This is a genomic window from Hymenobacter sp. UYAg731 (genome assembly GCF_054061335.1).
Genome location: NZ_JBSSEC010000005.1, coordinates 412,528 through 430,912, shown reverse-complemented (window position 1 = coordinate 430,912; position 18,385 = coordinate 412,528). Strand labels below are relative to the sequence as shown.

The window sequence follows — 18,385 nt, the reverse complement described above, 5'->3', positions numbered from 1 at the left end:
GCCCAAAAGGAGAGGGGGCTTATTCTTCGGCCGGTACCATGGCGTCGGCGTGGGTAGCGGCTTCGTAGGTGTCGGCGTATTTGAAATCTTCCAGCCAGTAGGCCGAGCTCACCACATCGAAGGTGATGGAATCAGCCGTCTGTTCCTTCGTGGTCAGCTGCCACAGCATCGACTTGGCTTCCTCGAATTTGTCGCCTTCCACCTGCGACGAAAACAGGCGGTTAATCAGCGCATTATCGGGCAGGCCGGGCGCGAGCAGGCGCACCAGCGGCGCGGCCGGCGCATCGGCAAACACGGCTAAATCGGCGGGGTTTTCGGCCGTTACTTTCACCTGAAACTCCACGCCCTTGGTGGCCGGGAAAGTGCCGTTGTAGGCATCGTGCAGCAATTGGGTGGCTTGGTAGAAGCCCTTGTGCAGCGGCAGCTCAGGGTTTTCTTCCCAGAGCTTTTCGGTGAGCATCTGGTGGGACAGGTTTTCAATCTGGCCGGCATTCAACTCTTCGGGGTACAAATAGCCCAGCACCACCTCGGCCGCCTCGCGCGGCTCCAAATCGGTGAACGACATCAGGCACATTTCCTTCAATTCGGCTTCGCTGATGGCGTCCGGATTGTCGTAATTCATCTTGATCAATAAGGCCTTATAATCAGAGTTTTGCCAGGTGTTTGGCAGCTCCGTGAGCGTGGTAAAGGTGAGGCGCTCAACGGTGAATTTGGGGGCGGGGGTCAGCATGTTTTTAAAAGAAAAAGGCAGCGCGCGGCCGCTGGTACGGTTGGGTTTACGCACGGCGGCGGCAAACAACCGGAAATGCCGCCGCGCCCCTCAGCCCGCCACCGGCAGCGTAAACAGAAACCGGCTGCCCGCCGCCGGCTGGCTTTCTACCCACAGCTGCCCGCCCTGCGCCCCAATAAACTCGCGCGAAATGCTGAGTCCCAGCCCCGAGCTGCCGTGCCCGCCCTGGCCCGGCACCCCCGCGAAACGCTGAAAAATGCGCTTGTGAAACTCGGCCGGAATGCCGGGGCCGCAGTCTTCCACGCTCACGCGCACCATTTCGCCCCAGGGCAGCGCCCGAATAATGAGCGGGCACCCCGCCGGCGAGTACCGGATGGCGTTGGAAAGCAGGTTGATGAGCACCCAGGTGGTTTTTTCCACGTCGCCGTGTACTTCGGGCAGGGCTTCGGGCAGCTGGAGGTCGAGCTGGATTTGCTTGTCGTGCAGCTGCGGATGCACCGTCTGGGTGGCGTAGCGGATGACGTCGGCCAGGTGCATGGGCTGCACGTTGAGCTTGATGCCCGCGCCCGCGTCGAGGCGCGACACTTCGATGAGCTGGCCCACCATGTTGAGCAGGCGCTGGGTTTCCTCGCCAATGCCGGTGGCCAGGGTCTGCCGCTCGGCATCGGTGGTGCGCGGGTTCTGCAACAGCATCAGGCTGAGCTTGATGCTGGCCAATGGGGTCTTGAGCTCGTGCGAGATGGTGGCCAGGAAGGTGGACTTCACCTCGTCGAGCTTCTTAAAATCGGACACGTTGCGCAGGCAGAAAATATGGCCGCCGGACACGGCTTTGCCGCCCGGCCCGGCCACCAGTTCAATGGGGCTGATGCTGAGCTGGTAGTGCGGCGCGTCGCCCTTGTGCGGGAACGTGAACACGGGGTCGGGCACGGCGTCGCCGGCCAGGTTGGCCTCGGCCAGGGGGATGAGCAGGTCGCGCAGTAGCTCGCTGGTGGCGGCCACGGCGGCGGCGGGCTGGCCCAACAGCTGGGTTTGGGACAGGCCCAGCAGGTCGCAGGCCACGGGGTTGGCCAGCACAATGGTGCCGTGCTCATCGAGCAGCAGCAGGCCCTCGTCCAAACTTCTCACTAAGCTTTCCATGCGGTTGCGCTCCGTGAACAGCTCGGCCAGGGTGGCGCGGCGCTCGTCCTGGGCCTGGCTCAGCACCAGGTTCACGGTGGCGGCCACGGTGCCCACTTCGTCGCGCTTGCCCACGGCCACGCGGGTGGCGGGGCCGGGGCCGGCCACCCGCTCCATGTCGGCGGTGAGGCGGTGCAGCGGGCGCACCACAATGCGCGGCAGCCGCACCATCATGGTGATGCCCACCGCCGTGCCGGCCGCCAGAAACGCCAGCACCGCCACGCGCGCCGTGTTGAAATCGGCCTGCTCGATGCCGTGTGCGCCATTTTCGAGGTAGCGGATGGTGAGGAAGGCGTAGCCGCCCAGCCCCAGCAGGAGCACCAGCAGCAGGAAGACGCTAAGGCGGATTTTAAGTTTGAGGGACATTGCAGCGCAAATGAAGCGGTTTGGGGCTATAAAGCGGCTGTCAGCCTGAGCATTTCGCTTGATGCGCGAAATGCTCAGGCTGACAAACGATTAAAAACCGAATGGACGTGGCCCCGGCCGGGCGGGAATTGGGCAGCGGGCCTTGTTTGGCGAAAGCCCAGCCGTATCTTGGGATGCCGCCCCCGGAGCCGCTGCTACCGTTGGCGGCTCTGGCCTCATGCTACCTTTCCCCGTCCGGCCATGCCCGCTGCTCCCCGTTCCGATACTGATTGGGCCGCACTAGTGGCCACCGAACGCGCCCGCCGCGAACAGGCCGAAGCCGCTTTGGCGGCCGCCCAAGCCCAGGCCGCCACCCTCGAAGGGCAGCTGGCCAGCGCCGCAGTGAACGCCCAGCGCTATTATACCCAGCTCACGGCCCTGGTGCAGCACCTGCCGGCCGGCCTGATTTTGGTTGACCACGAAGGCCGGATTCAGTTCGTGAATCAGCGTTTCTGGGACCTGTTTGGCCTGCAGCCAGTGGCCGGGCCGTTGGAAGGCGGGCCACCGATTCCGCACGCGGCCGTTTTCATTGGGGATGCATTTGCCGACCCCGCTGCCTTCCGGCAGCGGGCACTGGCCCTGAACGCGGCGGCCCAAACCGCGTTGCAGGAGGAATTCCGGCTGGCCGACGGGCGGGTGGTGGAGCTTGATTACCTGGTGCTGGATACCGTGCGCGCCGGCCGCCTGATTTGCTACCGCGACGTGACTGAGCGCCACCAGCGCGACGCCGAGATTCGGATGCTGTCCTTTATTCCCCGGCAAAACCCCAACCCCATCCTGCGCCTGACGGCCACGGGCGCAGTGATTTATGCCAACCCCGCCGCCCACCTGCTGCTGCAAGCCCTGGCCGCCGACACGCCAGGACATTTCCAGCAGGAGCTGCACGCCCTGGTGCAGGCCGCGCGGCGCACCGCCGTGCTACAGCAGGCCCTGGCCGTGGCCGGGCAGCACTATTTATGCACGGCAGTGGCCGCGCCGGACCAGCAAACGGTTACCCTGTACCTCACCGATATTACGGCGCGGCAGCTGGCTGAGGAGCAGCTGGCCGAGCAGCGCGCCTTCTACGAAAGCATTCTGGAGCAGGTGCCCACGGCCGTGGCCGTGTTCGATGCCCAGCACCGCTACCTGTTTCTCAACCCAGTGGTGGAGCCCGACCCCGCCACCCGCGCCTGGATGCTGGGCCAGACCAGCGCGGCGGCCAGTGAGCACCGGGGGCATCCGGCCGCCATCATCGCGGTGCGTACGGCGGCCTTTGCCGAGGCCCTGCGTACCTGGGCCGAGGTGACCTGGGAAGAAGCCCACCCCGGGCCGCAGTACTCGCAGCAGAGCTACCGGCCCGTGCGGGGGCACGACGGCATGCCGCTGGTAATCGGCTCGGGCACCGACATCACGGCCAGCAAGGTGGCCGAGTTGGCAATAGCCCGCCAGCAGGAGTTCTACGAATCCATTCTGAACCTGCTGCCCGTGGATGTGGCCGTGTTCGATGCTGGCCACCGCTTCCTGTTCGTCAATCCGTCGTCGGTGGCGGACCCGGTGGTGCGCCAGCAAATCATCGGCCTCAGCAGCGACGAGTATTTCGCGCTCCGCTCCCAGCAGCACCCCACCGGCCTGGACCAGCAGCGCAACCAGTACTTCGACCTGGCCGTGCGCACCGGCCAGGACGTGACCTGGGAGGAAATGCGTACCGGCCGCAACCAGCGCCCGCAGCTGGTGCTGCGCCACCTGCGGCCCGTGTTCGGAGCCGATGGGGGCCTGCGCCTGGTGGTGGGCTCGGGCATCGACATTACGGCCCGCTACCAGGCCGAAAAGCTGCAGCACGAGGTGCAGGCCATGTTGCAGCAGCAGCAGGATTTCATCCGGCAGATTCTGGATGCCCTGCCCAACGTGGTGTACGTGGTGGAGCCCGATGGCCGCGTTTCCTTCTCCAATAATGCCTACACGGCCATGATTGCGCACAGCCGGCACTGGCAGCAAGTAGGCGCGAGCGCGGCCGTGCAGGAGGAGATGCGCCAGGTGCAGCAGCTAAATGAGCTGGTACTCGCTTCCCCGCAGGCGCTTACGCGGGAGCTGCCCTTCACGCTGATATCCGGCGAAACACTGTATTTCCAAGTGCATAAGCGGCCCTTGCTGCAAGCCAACGGGCAGGTGGGCATCCTCACGGTGAGCACCGACATCACGGCCGTGAAGCAGGCCCGCTCCGAGCTGGAGCGCCGCGAAAAGCAGTACCACGACCTAGTGTACTACTCGCAGGCCCTGATTTGCACCCACGACCTGGCGGGTAAGCTCCTCTCAGTGAACCCGGCCATTGAGCAGCTCATGGGCGTGCCGGCCGCGCAGCTGGTGGGCCGCGACCTGCGCGAAGTGCTGCCGCCCGAACACCGCGCCACCCTGCAGGCGTATCTGGGTGGCGACGAAGCCAGCTTGCCCCAGCCCCGCGTAATTAGCGTCCGTACCCGGGCCGGCGAGCTCCGCTACCTCAACTATTACACTTATAAAGTGACGGAGGAGGGCTACCCCGGCTACGTGGTGGCCTCGGGCTATGACGTGACGCCCGGCGTGCTGGCCCAGCGCGCGCTGCAGCACGCCAAGCAGGAAGCCGAAGAGAATGCCCGCGCCAAGGAAGCCTTCCTGGCCCGCATGAGCCACGAAATCCGCACGCCCCTCAACGGCATTCTGGGCATGGCTGCCCTGCTGGGCAAAACCGCCCTCACCGCGCCGCAGCTCGACTACCTGGGCACCATGCAGGAGGCCGGCCAGCACCTGCTGGCCCTCGTGAACGACGTGCTCGACATGGCCAAAATCACTACCCGCCACCTGGAGCTCAACCACGGCCCCTTCGATGTGGCCGTGGCCCTGCAAGGGGCCGGCCAGATGGTGGCCACCCTGGCCGCGCAAAAAGGCCTGACCCTGCACGTTGAGACACCGCGCCCGGCCGTGCCCCGCGTGGTGGGCGATGGCTACCGCCTGCACCAGGTGCTGCTCAACCTGCTGTCGAACGCCATCAAATTCACCGAGCGGGGCCACGTCCGGCTGGGGGCCGAGGTGCGCCGCGACACGCCGCAGGAGCTGGTGTTCCAGTTTTGGGTGGAGGACACCGGCATCGGCATTGCCCCCGAGGAACAGGCCCACATCTTCGACGCCTTCAGCCAGGCCAGCGCCGAAACCAGCCTGCGCTTTGGCGGCACGGGCCTGGGCCTGGCCATCAGCCAGCAGCTGGTGGAGCAGATGGGCGGCACCCTGCGCGTGGCCAGCGCGCCCGGCGCGGGCACCACGTTCGCGTTTCAGCTGGTGCTGCCCCGCGCCCCGGAGCCGGCCGTGCTGCTGGCCCCCGCGCCGCCCGATGCTTCCTATGAAGCCTTGCGCGGCTTGCGGGTGCTGCTGGCCGAAGACAACTTGGTGAGCCAGCGCATCGCCGTGGCCGTGCTCGAATACTGGGGCGTGCAGGTGCAGGCCGTCGACAACGGCCTCGACGCCCTGACCCAGCTGCAAACGCACCCGTTCGACGCGGCCCTGCTCGATATCCGGATGCCGGGCCTGAGCGGGGTCGAAGTCACCCAGGCCATCCGCCGTCACCCCGACGCGGCCCGCGCCAACCTGCCCATCATCGCCCTCACCGCCAATGCCTTCGCCGCCGACCGCGCCGCCTACCTGGCTGCCGGCATGAATGCCTGCCTCACTAAGCCCTACGAGGAAGCCGCCCTCTGCCAACTTCTGCTGGACCTGACCGATACAGGAGCCACCGGTCCGACCGCCCTAGGCGGTCCGACCGGTTGAAGCACTTCCGATTCCGTTCTGACGACAACCGGTCGGACCGCCTAGGGCGGTCGGACCGGAACCCGCCCATTCGCCCGGTAAAGGGCTGTTTTTACCCCAGTCCGTATTCTTCCAGCTTGCGGTATAGCGTAGTTAGCCCGATGCCCAGTCGCTTGGCTACTTCGGGCTTATTTCCTTCCAGCTCGCCCATTAATTTCCCAATGTGCCGCGCTTCCAGCGCCCGCAGGCTTTCATCGGCCGCATCCGCGCCGGGCTTCACCGGCCGGCCCAAGGCATGAAACTCATCGGGCAAATAATCGGCCGCCAACATTTCCCCGGCGGGGGCCAGAATGGCGGCGCGTTCCAGCACGTTTTTCAGCTCGCGCACATTGCCGGGCCAGGGGTAACGCTCCAGCAGGGCCAGCGCCTCCGCCGAGAGGCCGGGCAGGCGCTTGCTGAGGCGGGCGGCAAAGTGCTGGAGGAAGTAATTGGCCAGTGGTGGCACGTCGGTGGGCCGGTCTTTGAGGCTGGGGACGAGGATAGTGAAGACCGAGAGGCGGTAATAGAGGTCGGGGCGGAAGCGGCCTTCGGCGGCTTCCTGCTTGAGGTTGCGGTTGGTGGCGGCCACCAGGCGCACGTTCACGCTGGTGGGCTTGGTGTCGCCGAGCTTGGTGAAGCTCTGGCTTTCGAGCACGCGCAGGAACTTGGCCTGCACGTTGAGCTCCAGCTCACCGATTTCGTCCAGAAACAGGGTGCCGCCGTTGGCCTCTTCCAGCAGGCCCTTCTTGTCCGTGAGTGCGCCGGTGAATGCCCCTTTCTTATAGCCAAACAGCTCAGACTCCAGCAAATCCTTCGGGAAGGCGCTGCAATTGACGGCCACGAAAGCCTTGCCCTTGCGCCCGCTGGCCTGGTGGATGGCCTGGGCAAATAGCTCCTTGCCGCTGCCGGTGGGTCCTTCGAGCAGCACGGTGCTGTCGGTGGGGGCCACCTGGCGGGCCAGCTGCTGCACGCGCCGCAGCTCCATGGAGTCGCCAATCATGGACTCGAAGCGGTACTGCTGGCCCACGCGGCGCTCCAGCTCCGTCACGCGCTGGCGGAGGCGGGCTTTTTCGGCGGCGCGGTCAACCACCACCACCAGCTGCTGCTCAAAATCGCCCTTGGTGAGGTAGTCGAACGCGCCGAGCTTCATGGCCTTCACGCCGTCGGGGATGGTGCCGAAAGCGGTGAGCAGCACCACTTCGGCATCGGGGGCGGCGGCTTTGAAGCGGGGTAGCAAGTCGACGCCGTTGGCATCGGGCAGCTTCACATCGGAGAGCACGAGCAGGATGTCGGCCGCGTGTTGCTGGAGCAGCTCCAGGCCGCGGTGGGCGTCGGGGGCTTGCAGCACGGTGTAGCCTTCCAGCTCCAGCACCTGGGCCAGCAGCTGGCGCAAGCGCGCTTCGTCGTCGATGATGAGCAGGGTACCGGTGGGCATTTATCAGGAATTTAGATTCAATATGCTTTGAAGAATTTACGCTAATGAATTTCTTAGTTTCACTAGCTGCTCACGCCACGTTCTATAAATAGTGTTGTTAATTTCCTCTTCTATCCACTGGCGAGCTTCTTCCTGATATCCGCAAATGAATAGCGTTCGAATAGCTTTTTCTTCATTCGGTGTATGCTCACGAATAATCTGTTTTAAAATATCATCACGAGACTGAATCTTTTCTAGATACGGAAGAATGAATTGCGAAAAATCCTGACTGATTCTGCCTTCTAAATCATTAGGAGGCGCTTTTTCGTTCAAATCATACCAAAGGTCTTTTTGCAATCCATTCAATTTTCCAATGCGTTTTCGAACAAGACAATCTGGCTCTAGAAACTTTTCGCCTCTTGGAATTTCAAATATTGTATCCGCTTCTGGCAGGTATAGACCAGTATTAATGGTAAAGCTGATATTGTTTTTGTCACCGAATGCACTTTTCTGAATATTTACAATCTTTCCCCAACCATCAATATTGTAGAAGCGGAAATTATTTCCCGTTTTTCTATATCCTTTAGCTTTAAATTGAGGCCATATAATATTCGAAACTAAATTGTCGAACCTCTCTTGAATAAGTGTTTTAGGCATGGCAGAGCTACTATTTGAACAAGCAATAGTAATCCCAAACGGCCCTAACTCCCGCGAATCTCCTGCTTGATGTGTTCGACGAACTGGGCGAATTCGGGTTCGGCTTCGACGTTTTCGTGCCAGGCGAGGCCCATTTCGGCCAGGTTGTATTGGTGCTGGGGGCTGATGGGGACGCCCGGCACGAGGGCCCCGGCCGCGTCGTGCTCGTAGCCGAGCAGCCAGAGGCGGTGTGAAGTAATGATAGCACCGAGGAAAAGAAGCTGGGCCGTACTGTCGCCCAATATTCAGTGGTGGTACTGATGCGCCAAGGCTGCAGGCGATTTTACCTTTGCCGGGCTTGGGAGAAGCTTGAAAATGAGGGCCATGCCATCGCGCATGAGGCCAGGGGCGTGCGTTTATTCGGATTGTGGTGTCGCGGGGGCTTCCTCGGCAAGGGAGGGTGATTACCCCAATGAATGGGAGAGCTGCATCGAGGTTTTTGCAACGTAGAGCGGCCCTGGCCGTGCCGGGCGCAGCTACTCCAAAAACGACCAAGTCATGCCACCGTCTGCGCGCCGCGCAGCGACAGGCCCTGCGCGCGGGCACGCCAGAAAGTGCATTGGCCTGCGGAAATAAGCGGAAGTAAATCATTCACTTAAACCAACCCAGCCCATGCCAGTAGCCCAGTTTTTAGCAAATTTTCCCGTCGACCCCGCCGACCCCATCCTCAGCGACATGCAGGGGAACATCCTCAAAGGCCACGGCCGCCAGTTCACTTTCAATCTGTTCCTGAGCTTCAAAGCCGGTAAGAAGAAAGAAGTGGGCAACTGGATAGCCAGTTTCAGCAGCGTGTTCGTGACCACGGCCCGCAAGCAGCTGGACGAGACCCAGCTGTTTCACGACGAGCGCATTCCCGGTAGTGTTTTCGCTTCGTTTTTCCTCACCGCCGAAGGCTATAACTACCTTGGCGTGGCACCGGCCAAAAAGCCCACGGACGCCAAATTCGGCAGCGGTATGAAGGCCTCGAACGCGGCCCTCAAGGACCCCAACCCCTCCACCTGGAGCCCGGGCCTGAACGGGTCCGAGGGCGTCATTCACGCCATGGTGCTCGTGGCCGACGCCGACATTCACCAGGCGCGCTCGCTGACGCGGGCCATCAAGCTGTCATTGGCCACTAAGGCCACCGTGGTGGCCGCGGAGCGGGGCGTGGTGCTGCGCAACGCCGAGGGCGAAGGCATTGAGCACAACAACTACGTGGACGGCATCAGCCAGCCCGTGTTTTTTGCCGATGAGCTTCCGGCGCACACCGACAAATGGGACCCGCGGGCCACGCCCGGCCTGATGCTCGTGGCCGACCCCGGCGGCAAGGACGGCAACAGCATGGGCAGCTATTTCGTGTTTCGCAAGCTGGAACAGAACGTGCGGGGCTTCAAAACCCAGGAGAAAGAAACCGCCAAAACCGTGTTTAACCTGCCCGCCAACGAGGCCAGCTGGACGCCCGCCCAAGCGGCGCAAGCCGAACTGATTGGGGCCTGGGCCGTGGGCCGGTTCGAGGACGGCACGCCGGTAATGCTGCACGGCGCGGAGCAGCACCCCACCCTGGGCCACCAGGAAAACAACTTCAACTTCGCGGATGCCGGCAGTGCCTCCAAATGCCCGTTTCACGCCCACATCCGCAAATCCGGGCCGCGCACCGACCTGGCCGGCGCGGATTTCAACAAAACTAAACGACTGGTGCGCCGGGGCATTCCCTACGAGGACAAGCCCCGGATTCGGGACGCCGAGGGTAACCTGTCCGACAAGCCCGAGGACTTGCCCACGGGCGGCGTGGGGCTGTTGTTTATGTGCTACGTGGCCAATATCACCACCCAGTTCGAGTTTGTGCAGCAGTCGTGGGTGAATAACCCTGATTTCTCGCAGCCGGGTACCGGAAAGGACCCGCTCATTGGCCAGCCCACCGACCTCACCAACGCCCACCCCACCCAGTACCACTGGCCCACCGACTACGGGGCCGCCGGCCGGAAAGACGCCCGGTTTGGGGACTTCATCAACATGCGGGGCGGTGAATATTTCTTCGCCCCCAGCCTGAGCATGCTCAAGAGCCTGCGGACGAACACGCCGACGCTCACCAGGGTGCAGAAAACGCCTTCGCTGAGCACCGTGCCCAAACTAGGCGACCCGGTCAGTATTTTGCATGACCCGTCCTTGTTCCACTTCGACCCGAACCTGGTAAGCGGGGTAACCGTGCTCGACCCGTTGCTGCAACTCTTCGTGCCCGACAAAGCCGACGTAGGCGCGGGCGTGGTGAACACAGTGCATACCGAACACACCGTGAACGTCTGACCCTGACCCGGGCCAGGGCCCGGCCGTGGCGGCCCGTTTGCCGCGGCCGGGCTAACTCCCGCGAATCTCCTGCTTGATGTGTTCGACGAACTGGGCGAATTCGGGTTCGGCTTCGACGTTTTCGTGCCAGGCGAGGCCCATTTCGGCTAGGTTGTATTGGTGTTGGGGGCTGATGGTGGCGCCCGGCACGAGGGCCCCGGCCGCGTCGTGCTCGTAGCCGAGCAGCCAGAGGCGGTCGGCCAGGGCGGTGGTGGTCACGATGTCGTGCGAGACGATGATGACGGTGTTCAGCTCGTCCATGGTGGTGACTTCGACGATGATTTTCTTCACTTCGTCAATCATGGCCACGTCGAGGCCGGAGAAGGGCTCATCGAGCAGAATGAGGTGGTCGGAGCAGAGCAGCTGCTGGGCGATGGCCGCCCGCTGGCGCTGCCCGCCCGAGAGCAGGGCCGGGTACTTCCGCCGGTGCGGAGCCAGGCCGAAGCGTTCGAGGTAGGCGTCGACGTGCTGGCGGGCCTCGGCGGGGCCGTGCTTGCGCTGGGCGGCCACCAGCAGGTTGTCGTGCAGGGTGCGGTGGTCGAAGAGGGGGTAGCGCTGCTGCACGAAGCCCACGAGGCCGGGCGTCACGGGCTGCTGGGCCGCGCCCACTTCCACGGTGCCGGTGCCGGGAGCCATGAGGCCCGCCATGATGCGGCAAAGGACTGACTTGCCGATGCCGGAGCGGCCGTAGAAGCCCACGACCTGCCCCTGGCGCATATTGGGGCGCGTCACGTCGAGGACCTGGGCGTTGATGTCGCGCAGGATGGGCTCACCGTTGAAGGCGATGGAAACGCCGCTCAGGGTGAGGATGGGGTCGCGGTAGGCGTAGGTGTGGGCGGTCATGGGCTGTACCGTGGACTCTGCGAGTCCGCGCGTTGAGAGATTAAGGAAATTGATTTATTCGCGGACTCACAGAGTCCACGGTACTTGGTACATTGCGGCTGTGTCGAACCTGATTTATTATGAGCGGAACTTGCCGCATCGGCTGCCGCCAGGTGAGGCGGTGTTCATTACGTTTCGGCTGGCGGGCAGCCTGCCCCGTCAGGTAGTCGCCCAGCTCCAAGCCGACACAGAATTGGCGCTGAACCGCCTGGAACTCGACCCCGCTCATGCTTATGCCGAGCAGAAAAAGTATTTTGGGCGCTTCGATGCGCAGTTGGCGCGGGGTAAGTTTGGGCCGACGTGGCTGAGGCAACCCGAAATAGCGGCGTTGGTGGCGCAGTCACTGCATTATTTTCACGGCAAAAGCTTCGACCTGCTCTGCTACTGCCTCATGCCCAACCATGTGCATTTGGTGTTAGTGGTGCCCGATGAAGCCCCGCCGTTGCAGAAAACCCTGCAACGGCTGAAGAGCTACACCGCCACCCAGGCCAACAAGCTGCTGGGGCTAACCGGGGCTTTCTGGCAAGCCGAGAGCTACGACCATGTGGTTCGGAATGGTGAATTGGAACGGGTTATCAGCTATGTATTAGAGAATCCAGTGAAGGCGGGGTTGGTGGAGGATTGGGAGCAGTGGCCCTATACGTATCTGGCTCTGTGAATTGTACCGTGGACTCTGCGAGTCCGCAAATGAACGATGAGTAGCAACCGGCCCACTCACTCGCGGACTCGCAGAGTCCACGGTACATCAGGCGGCACCCAAACTTGAATAAGGGAAAAACACCCGCCGCAGCAGCACAAATACATAATCCTGCGCCGCCCCCGTCGCCAGAATTACCAACTGAATGGCTAGCACCCCATCCAGATGCAGGTACCGGTTCTGCTTATACAGCAGCAGCCCGATACCACCTTCGGACTGGTAAAGCGTTTCCACCAGCGTAATCATTGTCCAGATGATGGCGAAATTCTGGCGCACTACTTCGAGCATCTCATCGAGCTTACCCAGCACCACTACTTCGTAGAAGCTGCGCCACTCGCTCATGCCCAGGGTGCGGGCGTGGTCCATTTCCTCTTGGGTGGTGGTCAGAATCACGCTCGTCATGCCCGTGACCAGGTACACGGTGGCCCCGAAAATGAGGACCGAGAGCTTGACCTGGTGGCCGGAGCTTACCATCAGGGCCATGAAGAAGGTGAGGCCGGTGAGGGTGAGGTAGCGCATCTTGGAGGCCGCGTAGGCGATGGGCCGGAAGAAGGGCAGCGCCGTAAGGTAAGAAATCAGCAGCGCCAAAACCGTAGCCACCGCCAGGGCCTCAATGGCCGTGGTCATGCTGGCCCACAGCTCCTGAATCAGGCCCTGCGTGGTAACTAAGTCGCCGAGCGAGCGCACGACTTCGCCCAGGCTGGGGAAGAGCTGCATGGGGTAAAATAGCCACAGCAGCAGCAGCAGGGCCACTTGCGCTACCACCATCGTGGTGAACACGAGGCGGGCGGGCTGGGCGTTGGGAGCGAATAAGATTTTCATGTAGCGTGGACTCTGCGAGTCCGCGTCACGAGCGTAGCGAGTATCGTCGGCTGCGCTCGTGATTTGGGGAAATGTTGTGAAAAAATCCTAGCGACGATACTCGCTGCGCTCGTGACGCGGACTCACAGAGTCCACGCTACGTTGTTAATTTCCCAGCACTACCTCTACTCGGCGGTTTTTGGCTTTGCCATCGGGGGTGGCATTGCTGGCCAGCGGCTCGGTAGCACCGTGGGCGTACACCTGCACGCGGCCGTTGGGGAAGGCGCTGTGGCTTTTAGCTTCGAGCCAGTGCTCCACGGCCATGGCGCGGTCCTCGCTGAGCTGCTGGTTGCGGCTGGGGTCGCCGGCGTTGTCGGTGTGGCCGTGGACGGCTACTTTGAGGCGGCCGGCCACCACCAGGTCGTTGAAGAGCTGGTTTAAGTCGTGCTCAGCGGCGGGGGTGAAACTGCTCTGGCCGCTGTTGAATTCGATGTTCCAGGCGCGCTTGCTCACGCTCTGGCGAATTTCATCGCCGGTGGCAAACTGCTGGGTTTCGGCCGGGGCCACGGCTTTGCCTTTGTACTGCTGCTGCAGTTTCTTCAGCGGCGTCAGGTCCAGCATTTCATTCAGCGGCACGTAGCTGGGCAATTCTTTGGGGTAGAGCTTGGTCTGCACATCGCCGAAGGTTTTGTACACCGCCGCGTAGATGTTGGTGCCGCCTTCATCGAGGCCGAACAGATTCAGGTTGTCGCTGAAATTGAAGGCTTTGCTGCCGCCCAGCTCCACCACGTCGCCGTTGCGGTCGGCCTCGCTCACGCCTTTGTAATACTTCAGCCAGTACGCGCCGGGCTTGTCCTGGTCGCCGTACACGGTGGCCGAAATATCGGCGGCGCGGGTCAGGGCTTCGGGGTGGCTTTTCACCTGGTCGCCGGCCACGGCGAAGGCCGTCATCAGGCCCAGTACTTCCTTGGGGTGGGCGTCGTACCAGCGCTTGGTAGTCACCATGATGTTGGGCATTTGGTTGGAGTAGTCTTTGGTGCTCACGATGTTGACGAGGCCGCCGCGCTGCTTGGCGATGTTCACGTCGCCGGGCGTCCAGGTGGCCACGGCGTCGGCCACCACGTCGATTTTCACGCCGGTGTTCTTGCCATTCACCACTTTGGTGCGGGCTTCCGGCTTGCCGAGGATGTATTTCTCGGCAGCCACCAGAAAGTCGCTGGCGGCCATGAAGTTCACGGCTTCGGGGTCGTAGGTGGTTTCGTCGGCGTTCACTTTTAGGCCGTTGTCGGCGCACCATTTCAGGGCAATGTTCTGGTCGCCGTCGCGCAGGTAGCAGGCCACGGTTTTACCCAAGGCAGTTTTGGGGTTATCCAGCCATTCTTTCGGGCCCATCAGCTTGTCTTCGCCGAAGGATTTACCCACCGAATACGGGATAATTTGCAGCTGGGTGCCGGCCTTCTTCAACTCCGCCTGCATAGCCGAGAATCCGGGCAGGCCATCGCCCATGATGCTCACAATCAAGCCCGGCGTTTCGGGCTTGCTTTGCAGGTCGAGGGCGTTTTTCACCAGGTCAGCCTGCATCTTGCTCACGTCGTCCTGGCGCACAATCTGCATATCCAGGCCGTTGGCGGCGGCCGCCGAGCCCATCGTGGAGCGGGGCCCGCCGTTGGCCAGCATGCCGGCCATCTGGCTGTTCCAGGCCATTACTTCCCAGGTAATGGGTGTGCCTTTATCCGCCGGGGCGGTGCCGGGCAGCTGGGCCAGCGGCACCACGATGTTCGCCCGGCTGCCGCCGGTGGCCGTGGGCAGCTCAATCGAATTCAAAAGCACCGATTGCGTGTCGGCCTTTTTAAAGACGGCACCGCTGGAAACCAGCTTATTGATGCCGAAGTACAGGAGGCCGAAGAGGAGCAGGCCAACGATAAATTTACCGCGTGTGGTCATGTGAGTAGTGATGTAGCGCGGACTTTGTAGTCCGCGAATGATGGTAATGGGGAAGGTGGTTTTGGACGACGGCAGCTACCTGGCGGTGCGACACGCGGACTACAAAGTCCGCGCTACTAAGGCAGGCCCAGGCTAGCAAAAAGCTAATCAAGCAGGCTAGAATAGGCATCATCGGAGGCTTTTTTGGTGGTGAGGATGTTCTGGGGAGCTTGCGGCTTTTCGTTGAGCACGGCGTTGAATTCGCCTTTCTGGTACTGGTCGAGCAGGCGCTGGCCTTTCTCGCTCATCACCCCGTTCTGAATGTCCATCTCCTTCACGAACTCCTGCGAATAGCGCATGGCCTGCTTAATCTGACCCAACTGCTGGGCCATGTCCTCGGCCACGCGGTCGGTGGCCAGGTCGAAGAAGTACTTCTTGTCGGGGTCGCCGCGCAGGATGTTCATGGCGGCGCGCATGCCGGAGCTGGTGCGTTTCACCAGCGCGTATTCGTCCTTCAGCAGGTTGACTTTGAACTTGCTGCCGTCAATCTGGCGCAGGGCGGCCTTCAGAATCTGGCGCATTACCACCGTCACGTTGGCCGTGGTGGTGGCCATGGGCTGGAGGCGCTGGTTGTAGTCCTGCACCTGGGCGGCGCGCATGGCATACGATTCGGCGGCGTCCTTTTCGCCCTGGCGGGTGGCGGAGTCGGCCAGGGCCAGATATTCCTTAATCTGGGCGGAGTTGGCGGCCAGCTTGCGCTTCACCAGCTCGTGCGCGCCCTCGATGTTGGTGACTTCGGCGTCCATCTTGCGGGCCTCCTTCTCGGTGTTCGAGATGTAGGCTTCCATGATGCCGATGGGGTCGGTGTTGACGAAAATGCCCGCCATCGAGCGGAGAATGCGCTGTCCGGCGTACCACAGCCCGGCGTGAATCCGCTTGTTGGTGGCCAGCAGAAACAGCACGAACAGCGTGCCGAGCCCGATGCCCAACTTCACGGTGTCGAACACCATGTCGACGAGGAAGGGCAAAATCGAGCCCCAGAAGTATACCGCCGTGCCCACCAGCCCGAGGAGGACCACGCGGCCGGCGACTTTTTCCGGCTGCTGCCACTTGGGCAGGCCGGGGGCGGAATCGAAAGAGGGAAGTGCGTTCATGGCGTTGGTATTGGGGTGGAGGTGGTGGCCGGTGCGGCCGTTAGTTGGTTACCTCCACCATATGCCAATACCAATGCCGGATTGGTGATTCGGCGGGCGGGATTTGATTAACTATTGGTTTTTAGTGGGATAATAAAAAATCCCCGCCGGGCACGGGGCCCAACGGGGATGAATTTTTTCAAAATGGAAAGCGGATTTTTCCAAAGTAGCAAGCGGGAGGGGGCGGTTGCACCCTTCACGCTTGTCATGCTGAACGCAGTGAAGCACCTTATCACGCCTGAATAGTTCGTTCGAACGTGATAAGGTGTTTCACTGCGTTCAGCATGACAAGCGCGTTGCAGAAACGCCAAGCTTCCGCCTGTTCCTCAGCGCACCAGAATCAGGGCTGAATTCCCCGGCACCTGCACGCCGCTGGTTACTTCGAGCACGTCGAGGCCTTCTTCCTGGATTTGGTTGCCGCGCAGCACCACTTTGTAGGTTTCGCGGGGCAGGGGCACGCTCCAGGCCCCGCGGTTGCCGTTGAAAATAACGGTGATGGTGTTCCAGACGTCGCCGCCGGCGTGGTCTTTCAGCTGGTAGGCGATGATGCCGGGGGCCATGTTGGGCAGGAATTCGAGGTGCTGCTGGATGAGCTCGGTGGTGGGCAGGCGGAAGGCGGGGTGGTTGCGGCGCAGGGCCAGCAGCTTGCGATAGAACTCGTACACGCCCACGTACTTGGCCTTGCGGCCCCAGTCAATCTGGTTCACGCTGTCGGGCTGGTTGTAGGAATTGGAGGAGCCGCCCTTGGTGCGCAAAAACTCATCGCCGACCGGCAAAAACGGCACGCCCTGCGAGGTGAATACGATGGTGTTGCTCAGTAAATCCATCTTGATGAGCGTGTCTTCCGACGTGTTCGGGTTCGACACCCGGAGTTTGTCCCAGAGCACCCGGTCGTCGTGGCAGGCCACGTAGTTGATGGCCTGGGAGGGCGAGCCGGCCCAGGGGGCTTTCGAGTAATTGACCTTGGCATAGTCAATCTGCGGGTGTTGGGTGGCGGCCACTATGCCGAATTTCACGCTTTCCTCCAGGCCGGGCTGGCCGCTGGCGAAGCCGGGCTCGGTTTGGTGGGCGTAGTGGCCCTTCACGCCGTCGCGCAGCTCGTCGCCGAAGGCCGCGATGCGGTCCAGCTTCAGCATGTTGCCTTTGAGGGCGCGCCTGGCGTCGGGTAGGGGCGAGGGGCCGGCGGTCCAGCCCTCGCCGTAGATGAAAATGCTGTGGTCCTGCTGGTCCAGGGCCACGCGCACGGCGCGCATGGTTTCGATATCAAGCACGCCCATGAGGTCGAAGCGGAAGCCGTCGACGTGGTACTGCTGCGCCCAGTAGGCCACCGATTCCACGATGAGCTTGCGCACCATCGGGCGCTCGGATGCTACTTCGTTGCCGCAGGCGGTGGCGTTGCTCAGGGTGCCGTCGGGGTTGTGGCGGTAGTAGTAGCCGGGCACCAGCTGCTCGAAATTGCTGCGGCGGGCATCGGCGGTGTGGTTGTACACCACGTCGAGCACCACGCGCAGGCCGGCCCCGTGCAGGTTTTCGACCAGCTGCTTGAACTCGCGGATGCGGGCGGCCGGGTTAGTGGCGTCGGTGGAGTAGGTGCCTTCGGGCACGGTGTAGTTGAGCGGGTCGTAGCCCCAGTTGTAGCGATTGGCGCTGGCGGGCGCGGCTTCGTCGATGCTGGCGAAATCGTTGGTGGGCAGCAGGTGGACGTGGGTCAGGCCCAGCTCTACTAGGTGGTCGAGGCCGGTGCTCACGCCGTCCGGCCCCCGGGTGCCGGTTTGGGCCGCGCCCAGAAACTTGCCCTTGTGCCGCACGCCCGACTGCGGGTGCATGGTGAGGTCGCGGACGTGGACTTCGCCAATTACTATGTCGGTGGCTTGTTTCAGGGCGGGGCGCAGGTCGTCTTTCCAGCCCGGCGGCTGGGCAATGATGGGGTTGAACACGGCCCCGCGCAGGCCGTTCACGCCCACGGCGTGGGCGTAGGGGTCGGCTACTTCGGCCAGGGTTTTGCCGGCGATGGTGGCCTGCACCGTGTAGAAACCGGTGGTGCCGGCGGGCAGCATATAGGTCCAGGTGCCGCCTTCGGCCTTGGTCATCACAAAGTCGGCCTTGGCCGGACCGCCGCTGCCGGCGGCGTATAGGCGCAGGTGCAGGGCCGAGGCGGTGGGTGCCCACACGCGCAGGGTGGCCTGAAGGCCGCGCCAGGTCAGCCCCAGATCGGGGCCGAGGTAGGTGGGGTAGGTGGCATAGTCGGGGAGCGGCGGGGCCGAAATAGCGGGGGCAGGGGATAGCAGCACAAGCAGCAGCAGAAGCGGGCGAATCATGGGGCAAAGGTCGGGACTGGGGGCGGAAATGCAGTC

The 18,385-nt window shown here is 62.5% G+C and carries 13 protein-coding genes; 3 read left to right on the top strand and 10 right to left on the bottom strand.

Features of this window, described 5'->3' with window-relative positions; translation table 11 throughout:
• Positions 1-19 precede the first annotated feature (19 nt).
• Both ACVWYF_RS17645 and ACVWYF_RS17640 read right to left on the bottom strand, forming a co-directional pair.
• The gene (locus ACVWYF_RS17645) at positions 20-730 is read right to left on the bottom strand and encodes a hypothetical protein (protein ID WP_457070418.1); all 711 of its coding nucleotides are present in this window, start codon (positions 728-730) and stop codon (positions 20-22) included.
• 90 nt (positions 731-820) lie between these two features.
• Positions 821-2,272, bottom strand: a complete 1,452-nt coding sequence (locus ACVWYF_RS17640) for an ATP-binding protein (RefSeq protein WP_457070416.1) — start codon at positions 2,270-2,272, stop codon at positions 821-823.
• A 240-nt stretch (positions 2,273-2,512) separates the two neighbouring features.
• Between ACVWYF_RS17640 and ACVWYF_RS17635 the strand changes: the two genes are divergently transcribed.
• Positions 2,513-6,085, top strand: coding sequence for a PAS domain-containing protein (locus ACVWYF_RS17635; RefSeq protein WP_457070414.1), 3,573 nt, complete (start codon positions 2,513-2,515; stop codon positions 6,083-6,085).
• Positions 6,086-6,176: 91 nt separating this feature from the next.
• Here ACVWYF_RS17635 and ACVWYF_RS17630 read toward each other — a convergent pair whose 3' ends face one another.
• The 3 genes from ACVWYF_RS17630 to ACVWYF_RS17620 are packed head-to-tail and all read right to left on the bottom strand — an operon-like array spanning position 6,177 to position 8,455.
• A complete protein-coding gene (locus tag ACVWYF_RS17630; protein WP_457070412.1) occupies positions 6,177-7,538 on the bottom strand; it encodes a sigma-54-dependent transcriptional regulator in 1,362 nt (453 codons plus the stop codon).
• Between the two features lie 36 nt (positions 7,539-7,574).
• The gene (locus ACVWYF_RS17625) at positions 7,575-8,174 is read right to left on the bottom strand and encodes a DUF4304 domain-containing protein (protein ID WP_457070410.1); all 600 of its coding nucleotides are present in this window, start codon (positions 8,172-8,174) and stop codon (positions 7,575-7,577) included.
• Positions 8,175-8,218: 44 nt separating this feature from the next.
• Positions 8,219-8,455 carry a hypothetical protein gene (locus ACVWYF_RS17620; RefSeq protein ID WP_457070408.1) on the bottom strand — a complete coding sequence of 79 codons (237 nt, stop codon included), beginning with the start codon at positions 8,453-8,455 and terminating at the stop codon, positions 8,219-8,221.
• Positions 8,456-8,825: 370 nt separating this feature from the next.
• Here ACVWYF_RS17620 and ACVWYF_RS17615 point away from each other — a divergent pair, with 370 nt between their 5' ends.
• Positions 8,826-10,496, top strand: a complete 1,671-nt coding sequence (locus tag ACVWYF_RS17615; protein ID WP_457070406.1) for a Dyp-type peroxidase — start codon at positions 8,826-8,828, stop codon at positions 10,494-10,496.
• Positions 10,497-10,547: 51 nt separating this feature from the next.
• On the opposite strand, the gene ACVWYF_RS17610 is transcribed toward ACVWYF_RS17615, so the two are convergent.
• Positions 10,548-11,378, bottom strand: coding sequence for an ATP-binding cassette domain-containing protein (locus ACVWYF_RS17610; RefSeq protein WP_457070404.1), 831 nt, complete (start codon positions 11,376-11,378; stop codon positions 10,548-10,550).
• A 100-nt stretch (positions 11,379-11,478) separates the two neighbouring features.
• On the opposite strand from ACVWYF_RS17610, the gene ACVWYF_RS17605 reads away from it, so the two are divergent.
• Positions 11,479-12,075 carry a transposase gene (locus ACVWYF_RS17605; RefSeq protein WP_457070402.1) on the top strand — a complete coding sequence of 199 codons (597 nt, stop codon included), beginning with the start codon at positions 11,479-11,481 and terminating at the stop codon, positions 12,073-12,075.
• 87 nt (positions 12,076-12,162) lie between these two features.
• On the opposite strand, the gene ACVWYF_RS17600 is transcribed toward ACVWYF_RS17605, so the two are convergent.
• The 4 genes from ACVWYF_RS17600 to pulA form a co-directional block, all read right to left on the bottom strand.
• A complete protein-coding gene (locus tag ACVWYF_RS17600) occupies positions 12,163-12,936 on the bottom strand; it encodes an ABC transporter permease (RefSeq protein WP_457070400.1) in 774 nt (257 codons plus the stop codon).
• Between the two features lie 144 nt (positions 12,937-13,080).
• Positions 13,081-14,859, bottom strand: coding sequence for an OmpA family protein (locus tag ACVWYF_RS17595; protein WP_457070398.1), 1,779 nt, complete (start codon positions 14,857-14,859; stop codon positions 13,081-13,083).
• Positions 14,860-15,002: 143 nt separating this feature from the next.
• Entirely contained in the window at positions 15,003-15,992 is a 990-nt protein-coding gene (locus tag ACVWYF_RS17590) for a hypothetical protein (RefSeq protein ID WP_457070396.1), read from the bottom strand.
• A gap of 365 nt (positions 15,993-16,357) precedes the next feature.
• Positions 16,358-18,349 carry a type I pullulanase gene (gene pulA / locus ACVWYF_RS17585; RefSeq protein WP_457070394.1) on the bottom strand — a complete coding sequence of 664 codons (1,992 nt, stop codon included), beginning with the start codon at positions 18,347-18,349 and terminating at the stop codon, positions 16,358-16,360.
• Positions 18,350-18,385 lie beyond the last annotated feature (36 nt).

Bases quoted from the DNA above. Each gene is read 5' to 3' on its own strand.
- ACVWYF_RS17640 (WP_457070416.1), bottom strand. From the start codon at position 2,272: ATGTCCCTCAAACTTAAAATCCGCCTTAGCGTCTTCCTGCTGCTGGTG.
- ACVWYF_RS17625 (WP_457070410.1), bottom strand. From the start codon at position 8,174: ATGCCTAAAACACTTATTCAAGAGAGGTTCGACAATTTAGTTTCGAAT.
- ACVWYF_RS17600 (WP_457070400.1), bottom strand. From the start codon at position 12,936: ATGAAAATCTTATTCGCTCCCAACGCCCAGCCCGCCCGCCTCGTGTTC.
- ACVWYF_RS17590 (WP_457070396.1), bottom strand. From the start codon at position 15,992: ATGAACGCACTTCCCTCTTTCGATTCCGCCCCCGGCCTGCCCAAGTGG.
- ACVWYF_RS17635 (WP_457070414.1), top strand. From the start codon at position 2,513: ATGCCCGCTGCTCCCCGTTCCGATACTGATTGGGCCGCACTAGTGGCC.
- pulA (WP_457070394.1), bottom strand. From the start codon at position 18,349: ATGATTCGCCCGCTTCTGCTGCTGCTTGTGCTGCTATCCCCTGCCCCC.
- ACVWYF_RS17615 (WP_457070406.1), top strand. From the start codon at position 8,826: ATGCCAGTAGCCCAGTTTTTAGCAAATTTTCCCGTCGACCCCGCCGAC.
- ACVWYF_RS17630 (WP_457070412.1), bottom strand. From the start codon at position 7,538: ATGCCCACCGGTACCCTGCTCATCATCGACGACGAAGCGCGCTTGCGC.
- ACVWYF_RS17595 (WP_457070398.1), bottom strand. From the start codon at position 14,859: ATGACCACACGCGGTAAATTTATCGTTGGCCTGCTCCTCTTCGGCCTC.
- ACVWYF_RS17610 (WP_457070404.1), bottom strand. From the start codon at position 11,378: ATGACCGCCCACACCTACGCCTACCGCGACCCCATCCTCACCCTGAGC.
- ACVWYF_RS17645 (WP_457070418.1), bottom strand. From the start codon at position 730: ATGCTGACCCCCGCCCCCAAATTCACCGTTGAGCGCCTCACCTTTACC.